The 22,151-nt window shown below is 53.1% G+C and carries 21 protein-coding genes; 3 read left to right on the top strand and 18 right to left on the bottom strand.

What is annotated here, in order from left to right; translation table 11 throughout:
• Positions 1-11: 11 nt before the first annotated feature.
• The 15 genes from hisP to SC206_RS15615 all read right to left on the bottom strand — a co-directional run bounded on the left by hisP (position 12) and on the right by SC206_RS15615 (position 14,880).
• Positions 12-785: a histidine ABC transporter ATP-binding protein HisP gene (gene hisP, locus SC206_RS15685; RefSeq protein ID WP_332738480.1), complete on the bottom strand. Its 774-nt coding sequence runs from the start codon at positions 783-785 to the stop codon at positions 12-14.
• Between the two features lie 44 nt (positions 786-829).
• On the bottom strand, positions 830-1,546 hold the full coding sequence (locus tag SC206_RS15680) for an ABC transporter permease (RefSeq protein WP_332738478.1): 717 nt from the start codon (positions 1,544-1,546) through the stop codon (positions 830-832).
• Positions 1,543-2,229 carry a histidine ABC transporter permease HisQ gene (locus SC206_RS15675; protein ID WP_332738477.1) on the bottom strand — a complete coding sequence of 229 codons (687 nt, stop codon included), beginning with the start codon at positions 2,227-2,229 and terminating at the stop codon, positions 1,543-1,545. The genes SC206_RS15680 and SC206_RS15675 overlap by 4 nt, the downstream gene beginning before the upstream one ends.
• A 138-nt stretch (positions 2,230-2,367) precedes the next feature.
• The gene (gene argT / locus SC206_RS15670) at positions 2,368-3,150 is read right to left on the bottom strand and encodes a lysine/arginine/ornithine ABC transporter substrate-binding protein ArgT (protein ID WP_332738476.1); all 783 of its coding nucleotides are present in this window, start codon (positions 3,148-3,150) and stop codon (positions 2,368-2,370) included.
• A gap of 372 nt (positions 3,151-3,522) precedes the next feature.
• A complete protein-coding gene (locus SC206_RS15665; RefSeq protein ID WP_332738475.1) occupies positions 3,523-4,095 on the bottom strand; it encodes a UbiX family flavin prenyltransferase in 573 nt (190 codons plus the stop codon).
• 172 nt (positions 4,096-4,267) lie between these two features.
• Entirely contained in the window at positions 4,268-5,785 is a 1,518-nt protein-coding gene (gene purF / locus SC206_RS15660; protein ID WP_332738474.1) for an amidophosphoribosyltransferase, read from the bottom strand.
• A 31-nt stretch (positions 5,786-5,816) separates the two neighbouring features.
• Complete coding sequence (cvpA, locus tag SC206_RS15655) at positions 5,817-6,308, bottom strand: colicin V production protein (protein WP_332738764.1); 492 nt, start codon at positions 6,306-6,308, stop codon at positions 5,817-5,819.
• 330 nt (positions 6,309-6,638) lie between these two features.
• Positions 6,639-7,430 (bottom strand): cell division protein DedD, encoded by a 792-nt coding sequence (gene dedD / locus SC206_RS15650; RefSeq protein ID WP_332738473.1) that lies wholly within the window; start codon positions 7,428-7,430, stop codon positions 6,639-6,641.
• Positions 7,420-8,697: a bifunctional tetrahydrofolate synthase/dihydrofolate synthase gene (gene folC / locus SC206_RS15645; RefSeq protein ID WP_332738472.1), complete on the bottom strand. Its 1,278-nt coding sequence runs from the start codon at positions 8,695-8,697 to the stop codon at positions 7,420-7,422. The genes dedD and folC overlap by 11 nt, the downstream gene beginning before the upstream one ends.
• A gap of 249 nt (positions 8,698-8,946) precedes the next feature.
• A complete protein-coding gene (accD, locus tag SC206_RS15640; RefSeq protein ID WP_332738470.1) occupies positions 8,947-9,864 on the bottom strand; it encodes an acetyl-CoA carboxylase, carboxyltransferase subunit beta in 918 nt (305 codons plus the stop codon).
• A gap of 284 nt (positions 9,865-10,148) precedes the next feature.
• Positions 10,149-10,817, bottom strand: a complete 669-nt coding sequence (locus SC206_RS15635; RefSeq protein WP_332738469.1) for a DedA family protein — start codon at positions 10,815-10,817, stop codon at positions 10,149-10,151.
• 73 nt (positions 10,818-10,890) lie between these two features.
• Positions 10,891-11,721, bottom strand: a complete 831-nt coding sequence (truA, locus tag SC206_RS15630; protein ID WP_332738466.1) for a tRNA pseudouridine(38-40) synthase TruA — start codon at positions 11,719-11,721, stop codon at positions 10,891-10,893.
• Entirely contained in the window at positions 11,721-12,734 is a 1,014-nt protein-coding gene (locus SC206_RS15625; RefSeq protein ID WP_332738464.1) for an aspartate-semialdehyde dehydrogenase, read from the bottom strand. The genes truA and SC206_RS15625 overlap by 1 nt, the downstream gene beginning before the upstream one ends.
• 108 nt (positions 12,735-12,842) lie before the next feature.
• A complete protein-coding gene (gene pdxB, locus SC206_RS15620) occupies positions 12,843-13,994 on the bottom strand; it encodes a 4-phosphoerythronate dehydrogenase PdxB (protein WP_332738462.1) in 1,152 nt (383 codons plus the stop codon).
• 91 nt (positions 13,995-14,085) lie between these two features.
• The gene (locus SC206_RS15615; RefSeq protein WP_332738460.1) at positions 14,086-14,880 is read right to left on the bottom strand and encodes a helix-turn-helix domain-containing protein; all 795 of its coding nucleotides are present in this window, start codon (positions 14,878-14,880) and stop codon (positions 14,086-14,088) included.
• Between the two features lie 164 nt (positions 14,881-15,044).
• Here SC206_RS15615 and SC206_RS15610 point away from each other — a divergent pair, with 164 nt between their 5' ends.
• Positions 15,045-15,959, top strand: coding sequence for a DMT family transporter (locus SC206_RS15610; protein ID WP_332738458.1), 915 nt, complete (start codon positions 15,045-15,047; stop codon positions 15,957-15,959).
• A gap of 147 nt (positions 15,960-16,106) precedes the next feature.
• Entirely contained in the window at positions 16,107-17,174 is a 1,068-nt protein-coding gene (flk, locus tag SC206_RS15605) for a flagella biosynthesis regulator Flk (RefSeq protein WP_332738456.1), read from the top strand.
• 33 nt (positions 17,175-17,207) lie between these two features.
• Here flk and SC206_RS15600 read toward each other — a convergent pair whose 3' ends face one another.
• Entirely contained in the window at positions 17,208-17,675 is a 468-nt protein-coding gene (locus tag SC206_RS15600; RefSeq protein WP_332738454.1) for a rhodanese-like domain-containing protein, read from the bottom strand.
• Between the two features lie 106 nt (positions 17,676-17,781).
• Here SC206_RS15600 and pdxR point away from each other — a divergent pair, with 106 nt between their 5' ends.
• Positions 17,782-19,365 carry a MocR-like pyridoxine biosynthesis transcription factor PdxR gene (pdxR, locus tag SC206_RS15595; protein ID WP_332738453.1) on the top strand — a complete coding sequence of 528 codons (1,584 nt, stop codon included), beginning with the start codon at positions 17,782-17,784 and terminating at the stop codon, positions 19,363-19,365.
• Here pdxR and SC206_RS15590 read toward each other — a convergent pair.
• Both SC206_RS15590 and SC206_RS15585 read right to left on the bottom strand, forming a co-directional pair.
• Positions 19,362-20,480: an SLC13 family permease gene (locus SC206_RS15590; RefSeq protein WP_332738451.1), complete on the bottom strand. Its 1,119-nt coding sequence runs from the start codon at positions 20,478-20,480 to the stop codon at positions 19,362-19,364. The genes pdxR and SC206_RS15590 overlap by 4 nt on opposite strands.
• Positions 20,481-20,633: 153 nt before the next feature.
• Positions 20,634-22,148 (bottom strand): PepSY-associated TM helix domain-containing protein, encoded by a 1,515-nt coding sequence (locus SC206_RS15585; protein ID WP_332738449.1) that lies wholly within the window; start codon positions 22,146-22,148, stop codon positions 20,634-20,636.
• Positions 22,149-22,151 lie beyond the last annotated feature (3 nt).

The raw sequence follows: 22,151 nt of genomic DNA, 5'->3' as shown, positions 1-22,151 counted from the left end.
AATATGAAGAATTATTTGAGCGCCCCGGAAAGGAATTGTTGCAGGCGGCCACTTTTAGGGCTGCCAAACACCTCTACCGGATTTCCCTCTTCCTCTATCACGCCCTGATGCAAGAAGATCACGTGATTGGAAACGTGGCGGGCAAACTCCATTTCGTGGGTCACCACTACCATCGTTTTGCCCTCCTCTGCCAGCTTTTGCATGATACGCAGCACTTCGCCGACTAATTCCGGATCGAGTGCCGAGGTCGGTTCATCAAACAGCAGCACCTCTGGTTCCATCGCCAGCGCACGGGCAATCGACACGCGCTGCTGCTGACCGCCTGACAGGTTGACCGGATACTTGATGCGCGCGCGCTCGTCGATACCCACTTTATCCAGATAGCGCACCGCGCGCTCTTTTGCCTCGGCTTTACTCAGTCCGAGCACCTGAATCGGCGCTTCCATCACGTTTTCCAACACTGTCATGTGACTCCACAGGTTGAAGTGCTGAAAGACCATGGTTAATTTAGTGCGCAGCAGCTGGAGCTGTTTCTTATCGAAGACCTTCAGCTGGCCATCGGTATCGCGCACCATGCGGATATCCTGGTTATTAACGCTGATTGAACCTTCGCTCGGCTTTTCCAGGAAGTTGATACAGCGCAAAAAGGTACTTTTGCCGGAACCGGAAGATCCGATAATGCTGATGACATCGCCCGCGTTCGCCGACAGGGAAACGCCTTTCAGCACTTCATGCTCGCCATAACGCTTATGCAGATCGGTGACGGCTAATTTTTTTTCTGACATGATTTTTCCCGCACAGGTGAACGTTTCGCTGTAATACGCTTATTTTAGTGAGAAGACTGGGGCTTAACGTGCCCAAGCCAGCGCTTTTCCGCCTTGCGGAACAAACTGATCAATCCAAATGAAACAATGAGATAAATCACCGCCGCGATGCCAAAAGCATAAAAAGGCTGATAGGTGGCGGAGTTGATATCTCGGGCAATTTTGAGCACGTCGGGCACGGTCGCGGTAAAGGCCAGCGCCGTAGAGTGCAGCATTAAAATCACCTCGTTGCTGTACGCGGGTAACGCCGTGCGCAAGGCCGAAGGCAAAATGATGCAGGTATAAAGCTTGAAGCGCGAGAAGCCGTAAGCATTGGCAGCCTCGATTTCACCGTGTGGAACTGAACGAATCGCGCCGGCAAAAATCTCGGTGGTATAGGCGCAGGTATTCAGCGTCAGGGATAAAATCGTACAATTTAGGCCGCTGCGGAAAAAGGCGTTCAGGAAGTCGGTGCCGCGGACGATCTCAAGGCTATACATCCCGGAATAAAATACCAGCAGCTGAACATACAGCGGCGTACCGCGAAACACGTAGGTAAACAACCAGATAGGCGTACTTATCCAGCGATTTGGCGAAACGCGTCCGACGGCCATAACCACCGCCAGCAGGCCGCCCATCACTACCGAGCTAATCAACAGCCACAGCGTGATCGCCAGGCCGGTAAATCGGTATCCGTCGCTATAAAGCAGCGACATGCCGTATTGTTGCAGGATTTCCATCATAGCTCAGCCCTCTTCACACCCAGCGAGTAGCGGCGATCGAGCCAGACCAGCACACCATTGGAAAGCGTGGTAAAAATCAAATAGATAACACCTGCAACGATGGCAAAATAAAACGGTTGATAGGTGCCTTTCCCGGCCAGTTGGGTCGCTTTTACGACGTCGTTAAGACCCAGCAGCGAAACCAGCGCCGTAGCTTTGAGGATGACCTGCCAGTTATTGGCGATACCCGGCAGCGCAAAGCGCATCATGGCAGGAAATAGAATTCGACGAAAGATTTTCGGGCTGCTAAAGCCAAACGCTACGGCGGCCTCGATTTGCCCGCGCGGCACGGCCATAAATGCGCCACGGAAGGTTTCGGTAAAATAAGCGCCGTAAATGAAACCGAGCGTAATGATGCCGGCGGTGAGCGGATCAATATCGATTTGATCCATGCCAATCGCCTCCGTCAGGCTGTTCAAGGCAATCTGCAAGCCGTAAAAAATCAACAGCATCAAGACTAAATCGGGTACGCCGCGAATTAACGTGGTGTAAGCGCCGAACAGGCCGGAGACCGCTCTGTTTCTTGAAAGTTTGCCACCCGCGCCGATCAGGCCAATGATTACGGCCAGCAGCACTGAGGAAAGTGCCAGTTCGAGGGTGACGATCGTGCCCTGGAGAATAACCTGGGAATACCCGTATAACATGGAAATGTCCTGTTTTGACGAGAATCAGACTGCGTGTCGCAGGCTTATAATAGTTGTTCTCTTTAGCAGCGACCTGCCGAATAGACAGGCCGCGAATAAAGAAAAGACAATTGTTTTCCTGACGTCGTCAGTTGTTACCTAGCCGCCGTACACGTCGAAGTTAAAGTATTTCTTCGCCAGTTTGTCGTAGGTTCCATCTTTACGCATTGAGTCGAAAGCCTTGTCCAGCGCGGCTTTTAAATCGGTATCGGTTTTACGCAGGCCCATGCCGGTTCCCACGCCGAAGAACTTGTCGTCTTTCACTGAAGGACCCGCAAACGCGTAGCCTTTACCAGCAGCCTGTTTCAGGAAGCCTTCGCTGCCTGCAACTTCGTCCTGGAAGGCGGCGTCAAGACGGCCAGAAGCCAAGTCTGCGTAGATCAGATCCTGATTCTGGTAAGCCACCACGTTGATGCCTTTTGGCTGCCACATCGCGTTGGCATAGGCTTCCTGAGTTGAACCCTGCAATACGCCGACGTTTTTACCTTTCAAAGCTTCCAGCGTTGGCATGATTGTAGAGCCGGTCGGCGCAATCAGACGGGCGTTGGCTGCATAGAGTTTTTCAGTAAAATCAATTTCCTGCTGGCGCTTTTCGGTGATCGACAGCGAAGAGATGATGGCGTCGATTTTCTTGGCTTTCAGGGAAGGGATCAGTGCATCGAAATCGCTCTCAACGTAAGTACATTTGATTTCGGCACGTTTGCACATTTCGTTGGCTAGATCGATATCAAAACCGACCAGTTTGCCGCTGGAGTCTTTAGACTCGAAGGGCGCGTAGGTTGGATCCGTACCGATTTTGACGGCTTTTGGCACGGCAGCAAAGGCGCTGCTTGCGCTGGCTAATACTAATACCAGAGGAAGAACCTTGAACAACTTTTTCATACATTACCCTCAGCCATTAAACGTGCGTTGTTGTTTGTCATGTGTTGTGTGCATTGATTGTCGAGATATTCTTTTTATTCGTTACCGGTCTGTGTCGATAACGTCCTCACTTGCTAGCCGTTTTATCAGGACGTTTACGGCTATGCAGTAATTATGCATAAGTTATGCAGTAATCGTGCCGACTTTTACCCAACGTCGTTTAAGTGAACAATAGAGCATGAAAATGGTGGGCAATAGTCTGCAAAATCACCGTCTAACAGCGCCTTGCCTAAAGATTGAAACAGAAATGCACCAAAATAAAACATAAAGAGTTCAATTTTGGTGCATCGTTATCATTATGGGCAAATTTAGGGCAGAAAGGGTTGCAAAAACTTAATGGCTGCCCTGCCAGCGAACAAACAGGTCTTCAGGGAGTTCGATATCAAACTGGTCGATTACGCGGTTAACGGTCTGATCAATGATGTCTTCAACCGACGCCGGGCGATGATAAAAGGCGGGCACCGGCGGCATGATAATCGCGCCCAGCTCGGCAGCTTGAGTCATCAAACGTAAATGGCCCAAATGCAGCGGCGTTTCGCGTACGCAGAGCACCAGACGGCGGCTCTCTTTCAAAACAACATCGGCCGCTCGGGTCAGAAGGCCGTCGGTGTAACTGTTGACGATGCCCGATAACGTCTTGATCGAGCAAGGTAAAATGGCCATTCCTGCCGTTTTGAATGAGCCGGAGGAGATGGTGGCGGCGATGTCGCGCGAGTCGTGAACCACGTCGGCCAGCGCCTGAACATCGCGCAGTGCGTAATCCGTTTCGAGCGCCAGCGTCTGTCGCGCCGCGTTGCTCATGACTAAATGGGTTTCAACGTCTGCGACTTCGCGCAGAACCTGCAAAAGGCGAACGCCGTAAATGGCGCCGCTGGCACCGGAAATACCGACAATAAGTCGTTTCATGAATACAGCCTCAGAAAAGACGAACTAAAAATTCAGCACGTATGGATAGTGGGATGACTTTGCCGGAATGAGTCGCGATTGGCAAGTAACAGCGAGAGGCGGGAAGATATTACAAAAAAGCCGCCTGTTTCGACCTGCGAGACAGGTAAAAACAGGCGGCGACGAAAGTTAATTAACCTTCGTTATGCATTTCGAGATTCTCGGCTTCCTGCTGACCGCGCAATGCCTGGGCATCGTCGTTACGCAGCGCGTCGAGATATTCGAGGTAGTTCTGGTCGACATCTTTGGTGACGTAGATACCGTCAAATACGGAGCATTCAAACTGCTCGATATCTGGGTTCTCTTCTTTCACCGCATCGATGAGGTCGCTCAAATCCTGGAAGATCAGCGCATCGGCACCAATCATCGCATTGATTTCGCTGACTTCACGGCCGTGGGCGATAAGCTCGTTGGCGGTCGGCATGTCAATACCATAGACGTTCGGGAAGCGCACTTCCGGCGCGGCCGAGGCCAGATAGACATTTTTTGCGCCAGCGTCGCGTGCCATCTCGACAATCTGCTGCGAGGTGGTGCCACGAACGATGGAGTCATCGATCAGCAAGACGTTTTTATCACGGAACTCGGCGCGGTTGGCGTTGAGCTTGCGGCGAACCGACTTAACGCGCTCCTGCTGACCCGGCATGATAAAGGTACGGCCCACGTAGCGGTTTTTAACGAACCCCTGACGGTAAGGCTTGTTCAGAATACGGGCAATCTCGAGGGCGATGTCGTTGGACGTCTCCGGGATCGGGATAACCGCATCGATTTCAAGATCTTCCCACTCGCGGGCGATTTTCATACCCAGCTTCTGGCCCATACGGCGACGCGCGCTGTAGACCGAAATCTTGTCGATGAAAGAGTCTGGACGCGCAAAGTAGACGTACTCGAACAGGCATGGGTTGTACTGAGGATTCTCGGCACACATGCGCGTAAAGAGTTGGCCTTTTTCAGTGATAAACACGGCTTCACCCGGTGCCACGTCGCGCAGGAACTCAAAGCCCAGCGTATCGAGTGCCACACTTTCGGACGCTACCATGTATTCGCAGCGACCGTCTTCCAGTTCGCGCTTGCCGATCACCAGCGGACGAATGCCGTGTGGGTCACGGAAGGCGAGCATGCCATGGCCGATGATCATCGCGACGCAGGCGTAAGCCCCGCGGATCTTGGTGTTCATCGCGGCCACGGCTGCAAAAATGTTGTCTGCCTGCAGCGGATAGTGCTGGAACTTGTCCAGTTCGCTGGCCAGAATATTCAGCAGGATCTCGGAGTCGGACGTCGTGTTGACGTGACGACGCGCGCCTTCAAACAGCGTACTTCTCAATTCGTGTGCATTCGTCAGGTTACCGTTGTGGGCAAGTGTGATGCCGAACGGAGAGTTGACGTAAAAGGGTTGAGCCTCTGAAGCGCTGGAACTGCCAGCCGTAGGGTAACGCACGTGACCGAGGCCCATGTTCCCCTGCAAACGTTGCATATGCCGTGCTTCGAATACATCCTTCACCAGGCCATTAGCCTTCCGCAGACGGAAGTTATTGTTGCCATCAATGGTGACGATGCCTGCAGCATCCTGCCCACGGTGTTGCAACACCGTTAACGCGTCATAAATCGACTGGTTTACCGGCATGAAACCGGCGATACCGACAATACCGCACATGTTGTCTTTTCCTCTTCAGCGCTGCCAAAAACTAGAGATGCTTTGGCAAGAAACTCGACGTGCTCTGCAGGTAGTCAAAGAACCACCTGATAATATAGCTAAACTGCGGGACCAACTGTGATTGTTTCCAGTCTTCACTTTGAGAAAAGCTGGTAAAAGTGTCTAGAAAGAACAGCCCTGCCGAGACGATTAACACCCCACGCAGCGCGCCAAAACAGACGCCTAATACCCGGTCGGTGCCGGATAAACCGGTACGTTCGACCAATGAGCCAATCACATAGTTGACAATTGCACCTACGATCAACGTCGCGATGAACAAGATGGCAATTGCGATCCCGTTTCGAACAACTTCGTCTTCGAAACGTGTGAAATAGACGGCGAGGTAAGGATAATAGTGGCTGGCAACAAAGAAGGCGCACCCCCAGGTTACCAATGATAAGGCTTCTCGAACAAAACCTCGAATCAGGCTGACTAACGCAGAAAACCCGATAACCGCAATAATGACGTAATCAATCCAGACCATCACTTTATCAATCTCATCCAGGATAAGACCCTTGCTCTTTCTCGCAAAAGCGACAAAGATTTTGGGAAACATTCGCCCGGCATCCAAATCGCTGCGAATTCTAACAGAAAAAGAAAACGTTTGCGTAGGGGAAATCTGCCGGTCAGCCAAATTAATATTTGCGGCGAAAAAAACATCAATCGTCGCATAAAGATAGCGAAAACTTTTGTATTGTCGATAAATAAAAAGGGCACAGAATGCCCATGCCCTTTCTTTATTATCGACCACTTATCGTTATCTTGCGCCGCAGCAAAAGAAAGGCTTGCTGCGGCAAACTTTCTTTTCTAACGATTATTTACCGGCCGAGTAAGCGCGTACCACGCCGCTCAAACCACTGACGCTTTTCAGCGAAGGCAGTGAGGCTTCGAGATTCTGGCGGTTCGCTTCAGGTCCGACAAACACGCGAGTTATCTGCCCCTGCACCGGCGTTGACGGCACGGTATAGGCGCGATAGCCCGACAGACGCAGCTTGGCAACAATCTCGTTCACCTTGTCGGCGTTTTTGAGCGCGCCCAGCTGCACGATGTAAGACTGCCCTGCCGGCGGTTTTTCTACCGTTTGCGTTTCAGCTTTCGGCGTTTCGGTCGCCTTAGGTTCTACCGCTTTAGGTTCTACCGGCTTAGGCTCGACCTTTTTCGGTTCGACTTTCTTCGGTTCCACCGGCTTGATCTGCACCGGTCGCGATTCGGTCATTTTCGGCGGCGTTAACGCTTTTGGCTGTGAAGCCGTTTTCGGCGGTACGCTGCTTTTTGGCGCTACATTCGTTTTTGGTGCAACCACGGACTGCGGCGCTTCGACGTCATCACTTTCGCCATTGGCCTGCGCTGCCGCATGTGCCGCTTCGGCCGCACCGGCATTTACCGCCTCGCCCGCGCCTTCCGGCGGCTGAGCGGGCAGAGACTGCGTAACCTGACCGGCGCTGTCCTGCTCCGGACTGTCTCCAGGCTTCGGCACCAGAGGAATAGAGGCGAACTCATCCTCGTAGTGCTTCTTTTTCCCATCCAGTAAGCCGGGAAGAATAATGACTCCCAGCGCGACAAGAATGACGGTACCAACCAGACGATTTTGAAACTTACTTGCCACTGGTATTCCCCGTATCCAACGCAGCCATGACATCCGCTACGGTATGAAATGATCCACAGACTATAACAATATCCTGACTATCAGCATCCTGCATCGCCTGTTTCCATGCTGCCAGCACGTTGGAGAATGAAAATGCCTCGGGAAGATGCGCCGTCAAAGCTTCAACGCCTGCACCGCGCGGGCCGTCCAGCGGCGCGCAGTACCAGACATCAACCTGAGGTTTCAAACATGCCAACGTTCCGGCAATGTCTTTATCCAATAACATGCCGATAACTGCACGTACTTTTCCACCCTGCCGCGGCAAATCGGAAAGTTTACCGGCCAGATAGCCCGCCGCGTGCGGATTATGAGCAACGTCGAGGATCAGTCGCGGGGATTCGCTTACCGTCTGGAAGCGGCCGGGCAAAGAGGCCTGCTCCAGCCCTTTTCGCAGCGCTTCATCAGCGATGTCGAGCGAAGAGTAGGTCAAGGCAGCCAGCGCCGTCGCGGCATTGGCCAGCGGCACGTTAGGCAGCGGCAAATCTTGATGGCTGACTGTGCCATCCTCCGTGCGCCAACTCCAGCTGTGCGTGCCCACTTCATAATGCCAGTCTTGACCCACGCGATGCAGCTCGGCGCCTTTTTCACGCGCAACGTCGGCGATTGAGGCAGGCATATCCTGCTCGCCCACCACTGCCGGACGCTGGCCACGGAAAACGCCTGCTTTTTCGCGCCCAATGCTTTCGCGATCGGAACCGAGCCAGTCGGTGTGATCCAGCGCGATGCTGGTGACGACTGAAACGTTGGCGTCGACGATATTGGTGGCGTCAAGACGGCCGCCTAGTCCAACCTCGAGAATCACCACGTCGAGCCTGGCCTGCTTGAAGAGTTGTAGCGCCGATAGCGTGCCGTATTCGAAATAGGTCAAAGAAGTGTCGCCGCGACCGGCTTCGAGCAGCGCAAAGGATTGGCAGTGTTCGGCTTCGCTCAGCTCCTGACCCTGAATACGCACGCGCTCGGTATAGCGCACCAGATGTGGGGAAGAGTAAACGCCCACGCGGTAGCCTGCGGCCATCAGCACGGCTTCAAGCGTGCGACAGGTGGTGCCTTTGCCGTTGGTCCCGGCGACGGTGAACACCTGTGGCGCGGGGGTCAGAAGATCCATGCGCGTCGCCACGGCTCTGATTCTGTCGAGTCCGAGTTCAATCGCTTGAGAATGGAGATTTTCGAGATAACAAAGCCACGTGACCAAAGGCGACGTGGCTTGGGGAATAGGGTTGTTTTGCATAAGTCCCGCCTAACGTGATCTATTCAGATGACCTATTCAGATGATTTATTTATACGATCAATCTAGAACCTGAATAGTCTGAAGGACATGCATTACCGGACTTTACGACAGGCAATGCCCCTTTGTCAGTACTTGATGCACGACGCTGGATACAGCCCATATTATCGGTACCCACTCAAACGAGGGGATAACAAGGGCGGCAAAGATGCTTGCCGCCCATTTTAACTGCCCAGGCTATCGCGCAGCCTGTCAGGCATCCGGGTGATCGACAGACGCATCTTCTGCGCTGACGACAGGAACCGCAGCCAGTTTCGGCTCTGGACGACCTGTCAGCTTGGCCAGCACGCTGCCCAGCTTGTTACGCAGTTCAGGACGACGAACGATCATGTCAATCGCGCCCTTTTCGATCAGGAACTCACTGCGCTGGAATCCGGCCGGCAGTTTCTCACGCACGGTCTGTTCGATAACGCGAGGACCCGCAAAGCCGATAAGGGCTTTAGGCTCGGCCACGTTAATGTCACCCAGCATCGCCAGGCTGGCAGAAACGCCGCCCATGGTCGGGTCAGTCAGCACGGAGATGTAAGGCAGACCGCGCTCTTGCAGCTTGGCCAGTGCAGCACTGGTTTTTGCCATTTGCATCAGAGACATCAGCGCTTCCTGCATACGAGCGCCGCCGCTGGCAGAGAAACAGACCAGAGGACAGTTGTCTTCCATTGCCTGCTCAACCGCACGTACGAAACGCGCACCGACCACCGAAGCCATTGAACCGCCCATAAAGGCGAATTCGAACGCGGCAACCACGATTGGCATCCCGTAAAGGGTACCTTTCATGACGACCATGGCGTCTTTTTCATCTGTCTCTTTCTGAGCTGCCAGCAGACGATCTTTATATTTTTTGGAGTCTTTAAACTTGAGCACGTCTTTCGGCTCAAGCTCGCTACCCAATTCGACCTCGCTCCCTTCATCCATAAATGTGAACAGACGCATACGCGCAGACATGCGCATGTGGTGATCACACTTAGGACAAACCATCAGATTGCGCTCGAGTTCGGCGCGGTATAACACCTGACCACAGCTATCGCATTTGGTCCAGACACCTTCTGGAATGCTTGCTTTACGGGTTTGCGAGATGTTGCTTTTATTAAGAATTCGTTCAATCCAGCTCATCGATGACCTTTCTGTTTGAACCTGGCAAATGCCAGTTCGCTGTTCATGCTGTAACAAGTCCCCTGCTTTAACACAAATAACCGTCCCTAATTATCCAGCTATTTACCGGCGGCGGAAGCTACCGAAAAACGGCTGACAGGGAGGGTTGTTCGCAGGAACAGACCACAAATGTCGCTCATTAAACCATAATGGGTGAGGCCTGTAGATAAAAAACTGGTCTTACCCTTTGGTTTAATGCCTTTAATTTTATAAATTCGCGCTGAAAACGGGGTCTCCCCCGCCTGTCAGTTTGGTCGTTCGCCTGCCTTACCTGTGCCTTTGCGGTGACGAATCACCTCGATAATGGCTGGCAAAACAGAGACAACGATAATGGCGACGATCACGAATTTCAAATTGTTCTGCACAAATGGCACGTTGCCAAACAGGTAGCCCGCATAAGTCAGCAACAGGACCCAAATCAGGGCGCCGATGACGTTATACGTGGCGAAGTGGCGGTAAGACATACGCCCCATACCGGCAACAAAAGGTGCAAAGGTGCGAACAATCGGCACAAAGCGCGCCAGAATAATCGTTTTCCCACCATGTTTCTCGTAAAACTTGTGCGTTTGTTCCAAATAACTGCGGCGAAAAATCTTCGAATTCGGGTTAGCGAACAATTTTGCGCCAAACAAACGCCCGATGGTGTAGTTGACAGCATCACCCGCGACCGCAGCGACGACCATCAGAAATACCATCACGTGAACATCCAGGCTGTTCGACGGCAACGCGGCAAGCGCACCGGCCACAAACAGCAGAGAATCGCCCGGCAGGAACGGCGTGACCACCAGCCCTGTTTCGCAAAATAGAATCAGGAACAAAATGGCATAAATCCACACGCCATACTGTGCGACGAGTTCGGTTAAATGCACATCGATATGCAAGATAAAATCGACGATATAGTGGATGTATTCCATGGTATTACCTCATAGGTCCTTTAATCGGCCAGCCTCTGATCAGCGTGCATACATTTGATCAGCGTGCATTCATTTAATCAGCAAGGAAGAGCGGCCCCATCGTAACGTTGGGCAAAGCAAACTTCTCGGGATAATCAACGGCAACAAGATACAGCCCTTCTGCCTTGGCCGTAGCCGCAGCAAGACTGCGATCTTTTGCTGCCAGCAGCTCCGCCATCCAGCTTTCAGGCTGGTTGCCAGCGCCTATCTCAACCAGACTGCCGACGATATTGCGCACCATGTGATGAACAAAGGCGTTGGCTTTAATATCAACCACGACGTAGTTACCAAAACGACTGACGTTCAGATGCATCATGAAGCGCCACGGCGTTCTGGACTGACATTGCACGGCGCGAAACGAGGTAAAGTCATTTTCGCCCAGCAAACATTGCCCTGCCCGCTGCATTTTTTCAACATCTAAAGGCATATGAACGTGCGTAATGCCATGATTCAGAATTCCCGGACGAAACGGGTGATTGTAAATCACGTAGCGATAACGCCGCGCCGTGGCGGTAAAACGGGCGTGGAAATCTTCGCCCACGTGGCTTACCCAGCGCACGGCAATGTTTTTAGGCAGATGAGTATTGACGCCCATCGTCCAGGCCGCGTCTTTACGAATCACCGGCGTGTCGAAATGCACCACCTGACCCGTGGCGCTGACGCCTGCGTCCGTGCGTCCGGCACACTGCACCGTAATCGGCGTATTGGCGACGCGGCTGAGCGCCTTTTCGAGGCACTCCTGCACGCTGGTAACATTTTGCTGACGCTGCCAGCCATAATATTGGCTGCCGTCATACTCAATCCCTAACGCGATACGCTCGGCAATAACCGGCGAAACGACGTCGGGGCGTTGCTCGTCAGACATTAGTACCAATACTCCTGGATCAGTTTCTCCGCGGTTTCAACGGCCATCAGCGCGCCACCAAAACGGACGTTATCAGCAACCGACCAGAACTGAATAAGCTCGGGAATACCGTAATCGTTGCGAATGCAGCCAATGCTCAACGAAGCGTTACCAGAGGCATCGCTAACCTGCGTCGGGAAATCGTCTTCATCGCTGAGATTAATATCGTCGGCTTGCTCAAGCTCGGCACGCGCCTCTTCGGCTGACAACGGACGCAGGCCTTCAAGATGCACCACCTGCGCGTGGCCATAAAATACCGGCGACTGCACGCAGCTCACAGAAATTGGCAATCCGTCGTCCTGCACCACTTTGCGCACTTGTTCAACCAAACGACGTTCTTGCAGTACACTGCCTTCTTTATCGCTCAACAACGGCAACATATTAAATGCCAGCTGCTTGCTGAACAGACCACCCTCTTCTGGCGGAATACCGTTGAGCAGGCGCGCGCTTTGACCCGCCAGATCGTCGACGGCCACTTTGCCCAGCGCCGAAACGGAAAGCAGTGAAGTCACGTGCAGACGCGACAGGCCAGCCAGTTCGGTCAGCGGTTTGATGGCAGTCAGCAGTTGGCTAGTCAAGCTATCGGCTACGGCAACAATATTGCGGTTGCGATAATGCGCCAGCACGTCAGGGTTTACGCTCGGCACCACCAGCGGAATGTCGTGTTCCATCGCGAACAGGCCGCTGCTGTCAATCACTAAACAACCCTGATTGGCCGCTTCTTCGGCATATTTGGCAGAGGCTTCGGTTCCGGCGACGAAAAATGCCAGCTGCACCTGTGACCAATCGAAGTCGGCCACGTCGCGCACCAGCATGCTTTTGCCGTTGTAACGAATGGTTTGTCCGGCGGTGCGCTCACTCGCCAGCGGGAAAAGTTCACCAACCGGGAACTGACGTTCAGACAGCAGCTCCAGCAGCGCATCACCCACGGCACCCGTGGCTCCGAGCAGCGCAATATTCCAGCCATCAGACATGTTGGTATTCTCCAGAAATTTCAGACTACAGACTAAAAGAGGCAGCTTTTGACTGCCCCTCTATATTAATTAATAAAACGACGTTGAAAGATCGACGTGATCCGCCGCTTAATTCACATCGCTAATCGCGTCGCTAATCACGTCGCTAATGAAACCGAGCTTGTTCAGCAGGTCGGCGGTGGCCTGATTATCACAGTGCACCAGCAGCGAAGACCACTCGCGACGCTCTTCATAAAACTTGCGTAAACGGTCAAATTCGCCGCTTTTTCCCGCCACTCTGCGCAGCGGTGCATCATCGCGGCGCACATCATACACCAAGTGCGCCAGACGCAGCAGTTTAGCTTCGCTTAACTCACCGCGCAGCGTTACCTCGCCAAACTCGGGCGCGGGCAGCAGGCTGGAAAGCGGGATCTGCTGCGGCTGGCCGATAAACTGGCTGTAGGCTTCAAATACCTGCGTAGTGCCGCGCGCCTTGCCTTCAAGGCTGTAACCAGCAATGTGCGCGGTGCCAATCGCCACTTTCTCGAGCAGCGCCAACGACAGATCGGGTTCGGGCTCCCACACGTCGAGCACGGCGGTCAGTTTCTTTTCGCCATTGAGCGCATCGAGCAGCGCGGCGTTATCGACCACCTCGCCGCGACAGGCGTTGATCAAAATCGCGCCAGGTTTGAGCGCGGCGAGCATCGCGGCGTCCACCAGATGGAAAGTGTTGTCAACACCCGACATATTCAGCGGCGTGTGGAAAGTCAGAATATCGGCTTCGGCAACCAACTGATTGATATCAACAAAATCTTCGCTATTGTCTTGACGAGCACGCGGTGGATCGCACAGCAACGTGCGCACGCCAAATGCCGTCAGCCGGGCATTAAGCCGTGAACCGACATTGCCAACGCCCACAATACCAACGGTTTTATCGCGCAGAGAGAAACCGTCACGCTGGGCTAGAATCAGCAGCGATGAGAAGACATATTCAACGACGGCGACGGCATTGCAGCCTGGCGCGGCCGAGAAGCCGATTCCGGCCTGTTGCAGCCAATTGTCATCAACGTGGTCGGTGCCTGCGGTCGCCGTGCCGACAAATTTCACCGGCGTATTGCCGAGCAGGATTTCGTTGACCTTGGTGACCGAGCGCACCATCAGCGCATCCGCCGTGGCGAGTGCCTCTGTCGGGATCGGACGACCGGGAACGGCCTGAACTTCGCCCAAACGACTGAACAGTTCGACTGCATAAGGCATATTTTCATCAACCAGGATTTTCACGCTTGTCTCCGTTGCCGTGCTAAATAATATTAAATAAGAGGCGAATGGCGCTTATTTTGCCATAGGTCTTTTGCTAGATATACCCAACGTCCTACTGCTCGCTACGAAAACGCTGCGGCGTGGTGCCTGCGATTTGCACAAACATTGAAATAAACGCCGACGACGAGCTATAACCTACTTCCAGCGCCACATCTCCCACGCTTTTGCCCTGCTCCAGCAAAGAAATGGCATACAGAAAACGCAGCCGTTGCCGCCACTCGCTGAACGCCATGCCGAGCTGCTCCTGACACCGCCGGGAAAGCGTGCGCTCGGAGGTATAAACCTGCTTTGCCCATTCGGCCAGCGACAGATTATTGGCCGGATCTTTCTCCAGCGCCGATAATATGGGTGCCAGAAGCTTATCTTCCGAACCCGGCAAATAGGTGTCGAGGCGCGGGCAAACGGCAATTTGGTCAAGCAATACCTGACACATGCGCATATCTTCTGCCGTCTTCGGGACTGACAAATCACGCGCGATACAGTCGTCGGCGATGGCCTTAAACACCGGCGTCAAATTCAGCATACAAGGATTTTTGGGTAAATTTACTGCGAGTTCTTTTGCAATATCAATAGCATAAAAACGCGTCGCCTTGCGATTATAGCTAGAATGCAGCGTGCCCGCAGGCAGCCAGAAAGCAAACTCCGGCGGTGCCAGAAAACGTTGCCCTTCAACCTCAAGAGAGAGTACGCCAGATTTGACGCAAATAATCTGACTCCAGTGATGAGAATGCGAGGCGTATTCCGTATTTGCACTTACCGTCTCCCCACGAAACAGCAGCGTTTCTGGCTCAAGCATCGGCAAAGGATAAGAGTGCGGCGGCGTGCGCCCTCGCCGTGAGATGTTCATAACGGGAAGTCCTAGGTTGGCAAAGGGTCAGTCTCCGACAGTCATTCAACGATGCCCGTCTTCTTCAGATTGGCGGGCAAACAAAAAAAGATGTCTGGTTATCAGTATATATTACAAACCAGCCAGCTCTACACTAGGTCGATAACTTACTTTGGATCCTGTCGATGAACCTTCTGTTCCCTCTTTTTGCCGTAATCATCTGGTCGTTAAACGCCGTGGTCAGTAAAGCTGCCGCAGGCGCTATCGACCCTGCCGCCATTTCTTTCTATCGCTGGGTCATCGCACTGGTGGCGCTCACGCCTTTTGTTCTGCCTGGCGTGCTGCGTAATCGCCAAGAAATTAAAAAATACTGGTGGAAATTTTTGGTGCTCGGCCTGCTCGGCATGGTGATGTACCAAAGTTTGGCCTACTACGCGGCGCACACCGTCAGCGCACTGTTCATGGGCATTATTGCCTCGCTAATTCCACTGTTGACGGTACTGATCAGCCTCGTCGTGCTTAGCGTAGTGCCTACCGTCGGCATTGCGGTGGGAGGTCTGGTATCACTCGCCGGTCTGGTTTGGCTGGTCAGTACGGGTCATCCAGAAATGTTGTTCCAGCAGGGCATCGGCATGGGGGAAGTCATGATGCTTGCCGCCTCGGCCTCTTACGCGCTTTACGGCGTGTTGACCAAGCGTTGGGCCATTCCGCTGCCTAACTGGCAGTCACTTTATATCCAGATTATTTTCGGCGTTGTGATGTTGGCACCCAATTTCCTGATGACAAACAATGTAGAATTAACCGAGCAAAATCTGCCGCTGGTGCTGTTTGCCGGTATTCCGGCCTCTATTATTGCGCCGTTCTTGTGGATCAAAGGGGTACAGCATCTTGGGGCCAATCTGGCGACCATTTTCATGAACCTGACACCCATTTTTACGGCCATTATTGCGGTGATTTTCCTGCACGAACATTTGCACAGCTACCATCTTATTGGCGGCGGTATTACTCTGTTTGGCGTAATTCTGGCTCAGCGTTTGCGCACGCCGCTGTTTAAACGTCGACAAAAAATCGAGCTGGTTGACTCTGAGCTGAAGAGTTAAGACAAAGAATCTTGGCCACGGAGGCATTCACGGTGTCGATAGTTAACATTTATCTGTATGATGTCGCGCTCGACGCCGCGATTAACCCTTCTCTCTCCCCAGAAAGCACACTTCGGGAGGGAAATACTCTTAGCAAGGACTGGTAAAATGCAACCATTGAGTGGCCGCTCACCCGTTGACAACCCTCAGGTTGATAAAACCTCGGTTGATAAAACGCGGGAACAGCCTACTGAACGAACAGTCCCTGCCGGAGCAGGTAACAATCAGCCACTGACCCCAGCGCAGCGCACCACGCTGGAAAAGCTGATCGTCAAACTCATGGCGCTTACCGCCATGAAATCGCCGGAAATCTGGGCCAATCTGCGTCACGATCTCGCCCTGCCTCATGATACCGAGTTAAATGCCAGCCAGTTTGAGCGCGCCGAATCCTTTTTGGTCAGCAAGCTGGGTCAGGCACAGGACGGCCACGCCACGCGTCAACTGATGCAGCAACTCACCGAGCTGTTGCCGCTCGGCAATAATCGTCAGGCCGTGAGCGATTTTATCCGTCAGAATTTTGGTCATACCGTGTTGAGTCAGCTCAGCCACGCACAGCTCGAAAAAGTGTTGCAGCTGATTCAGTCGCGCGAAATGACCATTCCGCAGCCGCAGCAAACCACCATGCTGGATCGCCCATTGCTGCCCGCCGAACACAATAGCTTGCAGCAGTTTGTCACCAAGCTCAGCGCGGCCACCGGCGAAGCACCGGCCAAAATCTGGCAAGAACTGTTTATGCTGGTGGGTATCAAGGTCGGTGACCCGATTCCAGCCAAACATTTTCAGCTGCTGACCCAATTTGCGCAGGTGAAAATTACCGTTAGCCAGCAAAGTGTGCCGAGCCTGACGAGTCTGCTGAGCGTGCTGAAACAGCCAGCAAGCGAACGCGAGCAGCATCGCCTGACGGAATATGTTGCCAGCAACTTCAACGCGACGCCAAATACGCCGTTAACGCCAACGCAGCTCAATTATCTGATTCGCGTGCTGTTTGATCTCCGAGCCGATCGCGCGCCACGCAGTGAAAAGCCGGAAGAACGTTCGCCGCGTATTTCACGGGGTGAACTGCGAGGCAATCCTTTCGTTGCCATGCTGCCAGAGTCGATGCAGCCAAACGGCGGCGTTTGGCTGTCCGTTATTTTACTGGCTATGCTTGCGCTGATTCTTTGGTGGGTAGTTTAATTTCTTTAAACGCCATCAGCCCGATTCTCTACGCTAGTCGCAACCACACTCTTCTGACTGCCTATTGGCCGGATAAACGCCGGCCTCAGTTCCCTTGGCCTGCGGGTGACTGTCTCGAATCCAGAAATCCAGTCCGCCAATCAGCTCTTTCACTCTAAAGCCCAGCTTTGCCAGTTTATAGGCCCCTTGCGTAGAACCATTGCAGCCGATGCCGTCGCAGTAAGTCACATAAACTTTGTTGCGATCGAGATGCGCCGTTGAGGCTTCGTTCATTAAACGATGCGGAAAACTTATCGCACCCGGAATATGACCCGCTGCGTATTGCGGCTCTGAACGGGTATCAATCACGATTATTTCGCCCACCTGCTGACGAAGATCTTCGGCAACGTCCCACGCATCGGTATAAAAACTCAATTTCGCATGCAAATACTGTTCACTGATTTCAGGCGACGGCGGCGGAGTAGCCAGAACTTTGGACTGAGTTTTAAATTCGGATGGCATCTTGAGCTCCTTTAAAGCTTGAAAATTTATACGGCGGGAAAGTCCTATTTTGCCCCGTTTTGGTCTTATAATTGATACCAATTATTCGCTTTTTATAAGACCAATTTTGAACAAAAAAGCTGACTCGCACATTAAGCTTCGACAAGGCGCCTTCGTTCAACTTTTTGAACAAGCCGACGCGCAGGCATCATTGCGCGAGCGTCTTTGTATCGCGCTCCGAAACGGCATCGGATCGGGCAGCCTGTTACCTTTACAGCGTTTACCTTCTTCAAGATTGCTGGCTGCCGATTTAGGCATGTCGCGCATTACCGTTGAAGCCGCCTATAGCCAGATTGAGGCCGAAGGTTATATTTTCCGTCAGGTCGGAAAAGGCACGTTCGTCAGTGCAGAGGTCTCCTCCCTCAATCCACACAAACATTCCCCGTCTAAGCCGGATAGAGATCCCGCGCGAAACTCGGCTCCTCATAAAATTCGCCAGCAAGAGGCTCTTTCGCTGCGTGGCACCGCGATTATTGAGACCGGAGGCTGTTACGACCCGCTTTCTCCCCTACCTTTTGCTGCCGGATCGCCCGACCTTCGCGCCTTTCCCCATCGTATTTGGCGACAGTTAACCAACAAAGTCCTGCGCCTAAAAGGTGAAAATCTGATGGGCTACGGCGATCCGCAGGGATATCAGCCCCTCCGTCAAAACATTGCGCGTTATCTGCAACAGTCTCGCGGCGTCATCTGCGAACCTGACCAACTGGTGATTACCACCAGTTCCCAACAGGCGTTACAGCTTCTCGCCACGCTACTTATTGATGCAGGAGATACCGTCTGGATAGAGCAGCCCGGTTATCTCGGCGCACGTAATGCGTTTCTGAGTGCGGGTGCCAACCTTCAGCCCATTCCCGTTGATGCTCACGGGATGAACTTTGCAGGCGATTATCGGACGCCTCGGCTCATTTCGCTTACCCCTTCCCATCACTATCCGACGGGTGTCAGTCTTAGCCTGCCGCGCAGACTGGCATTGCTTGAATTTGCCGCACGGCAACAGAGCTGGATAGTGGAAGACGATTACGATAGCGAGCTTCACTACGATGGCCGTCCGCTGCCCGCCATGCAGGGGCTGGATAAACATCAGCGCGTTATCTATGTGGGGACCTTTTCGAAAGTGTTGTTCCCCTCGCTTCGTTTAGCTTATATGGTGCTTCCGCCCCAAATCATTGAGCCAATGACTCGACTACGCACCGTTTTTGATGGTCATACCGCCCAGATAATGCAGGCAGTGACCGCCGAGTTTATCGAGCAAGGCCATTTTGCCGCCCATTTGCGTAATATGCGCCAGCTCTATCACAGCCGCCGTGACTTCCTGTTAGCGCAAATTAACCAAAAGCTGGAGTGGATGACGCCGCAAGCTGCAAAAGGCGGTTTGCAACTCGCCGTTAACCTTCCGCACGGGCAAGAAATGTCGCTGACTCGGCAAGCGCAACAGCTCGGCGTAATAACGCCCGGGCTTTCTGCGCTTCATTTACCTCAAAAGCAGCCGCAACATTCACCGCAATATTCACCGCAACATCCGCCCCAAAATTTGCCTACAGAGCCGCCAAACAACTTATCTTCCAGGGATGGCTGGCTACTCGGATTTTCTGCATTAAATCCGGTAGAGATCACCTCAGCCATTGATCGATTGTCTAAAATAAAACCCTAAAGCAATGGCAATAAAAACCATCCTGCGACACCGCTAAAAATCAGGAACGGGAAAGAGTAATAGTGAAAAGTCAGCCAGATTTTCTTTTCACCTGACATCCGCATCGCGATTAAATTAGCCAGCGAGCCTATCGCGATGCCAAATCCGCCTGCGTTGACCGCGTAAGCCAGCAAAGGATTGGCGGGCACGTAATTCACCAGCAAAATAGTCGCGGGCACGTTACTGATAATCTGCGACAGCCCCATTCCCAGCAAATAATGGCCGTAATCAGGTAGCCCTTTAATATCGCCAGAAGCGTGCTGCAGCGGTCCTAGCCCGACAATCAGCTGCACGTCGATAAACATGGCGATAAACACCAGAATCAGCGGCCAGTCGATACGCAACATGACCTGTCGTGACATCACGATAAAGCCGACCAATACGGCACCTAGCCCGTACAGCGCCACCCCCAAATCTACGCAAACAATAAAAATCAGATACAGCGCCACGCAGCAAAACAGTAGGGATTTATTGAACGCGCTGCTTTGCCGCGTCTCTTTTTTCTTGAGCGTATGAGAAGGAAAGCTGAACCAAGTCACCAGCAGCAATGCGGCCATTGTAACCAGCGCCAGTGGCGCCATCTGAGCAATAAAATGCACAAAAGAGCTGCCCGAGCGGTTCCACAGCAAGATATTTTGCGGATTGCCGACTGGCGTCAGCAGCGAACCCGCGTTAACTGCCAATGCCTCAAAAATAATCAGTCGTGTGACAGGCAGTGCAGTCAGTTTCTTCAGCGTAATCGTCAGCGGCACGACGATAAACAGCGCCACGTCGTTGGTCATAAAGGTTGAAAGCACGGCCGCCGCGCTGACTAAAAACAGCGCTAATCGGCGCTCGTTATCCAACGTATTGATCATCTTGCGGCCAACAAAATCAAAGTAGCCGCTAATTTCGACCCCTTTGGTCAGCATCAGTAATCCGAGCAGCGTAACGATGGTATTCCAGTCAACAAAATTGGCAAATTGTGAAACCTTTTCCGGATGAAAGCAGCTCAGAACCAAACCTAAAAGCAGCAGAACATGTAAAAAACGGTCACGTAAAAAAGGACGAAAAAGTGTGCTTAACGCCTGAGCCATATTAAAAATACCGCAAATTTTGAGGACGATAATCGATGGCAAGACGTTACCTCAGGTTTTTGCTTTTCGCGAGCGGAATAACACAACTCTCCGCGACGTCTCGCAAAACGGTGAATAAAAAAGAGGCGCCCCTTGCGCCTCTGATGAATGATGTTATTTTGCCGAAGAGGTCATCTGCCGAGACGATTCTGCGCGGGTCTGCCGCAGCCAGCGCAGCACGTCTATCAACAGGAACAACAGTAAACTGACGCCCATCACCGGTAGACTAAAGGCAAGCGCAATGACCAGTGCCAGAAAACACCAGCGCGCCAGCACCGGCAAGGCCCGCCAGCTGTGAATCAGTGTTGTCGCAGGGTGTCGTTGACCGGCCATTTTAGGGCGTTGTTGCCACCAGAGCACATAACCCCAGGCGATGAGCGCGCAGGTGCCGAGCCCGAAAAAGACCAGCAGCAGCTGATTAGCTACGCCAAATAGCACGCCCATATGAGCATCTACGCCCCAGCGCGTTAGTTTGGCCAACAGCGGAAACTGGGAGAAATAGACGTGATCAACAATTTTCAAGGTATTAGGGTCGACAGAAACGGCGTCTACCCGCGTCGGCCAGCTGCGATCGATTTCGCTGACCGTCCAGGCTTTATCTGCCTGATAAGCTGGGCGAATCTCGATTTTTGCAGCGTCGATACCGGCATCGCGCGCGGCGGACACTACGCCGTCGAAAGTGGCGGCGCTGACAGTAACGTCTTTCGCTGCGGGCGCTGCGTTCGGTGACATCGAGCTCATGTCCATACCGGGCATGTCGGCCATCTTCATGTCGCCCATCGCCGACATATGATGTTCGGCGTGCTCGTCGGCGGGCTGCGCATCTTTATTATTTTCTAAGTTCCTCTCTCCCAGACTGGTGGTGACGGCGGGAGTTAACCAGCCCATATCCGCGCGGAAAATGCCGATATTATTGCCAGCCCATTGCGACCAAGTCAGGCCCGTGGCGGAGAAAAACAGCAGTCCGACCAAAAGGATAAGTCCGAGTGAAGTATGCCAAAGACGCCCGCGCCGCTGCCGCGCGCCCTGCTTGCTTATCCGACGGCCGCGCGTTTTACCCGTTCGCGTAAAGGCCCAAAGCAGTACGCCGCCCAAGGTGGCAACCCAGAGCCAAGAGGCGGCAAGCTCACTGTAATTACGGCCGATGTCGCCAAGCAGTAAGCCGCGATGTAAATCGTCAAGCCAGGTACGGAACGGCAGCACGCCGCTGGTGCCGTAAACTATCAGATCGCCCTTAACGTCGAGGGTGACGGGGTCGATAAAAATGGCGCGGCTTTTTGACGCGCCAAGACCCTCTTGCGAGAACTGCACGCGGGTCGTCTCATCTTGCGTGGGCGCGGGGCGAATGGCATAGATTTTAGCCTGCTCGCCGACGACGGCACGCGCGGCCTCTACTTGTCGGGAAATCGGCTGGGCGTCGCCGTTTGAGGTCGTAAGCAGCTGTTCGGCATAGAGTTTATTTTCTATCTGCGGCGTGATGACATAAAGCACGCCGGTGAGTGCAGCAATAAAGATAAAGGGGCCAACGAAGAGGCCGATATAAAAATGGATACGTTTTAATAATGCCAGCGCGGCGGCGGCAGTATTGGGTTCGCCTGTCGCCATAGTGCGACCTTCGGAGTGATTCATGAA

Source organism: Rouxiella sp. T17 (assembly GCF_036663475.1).
Taxonomy (GTDB): domain Bacteria; phylum Pseudomonadota; class Gammaproteobacteria; order Enterobacterales; family Enterobacteriaceae; genus Rouxiella.
This window is presented reverse-complemented; position numbering and strand designations above follow the sequence as displayed.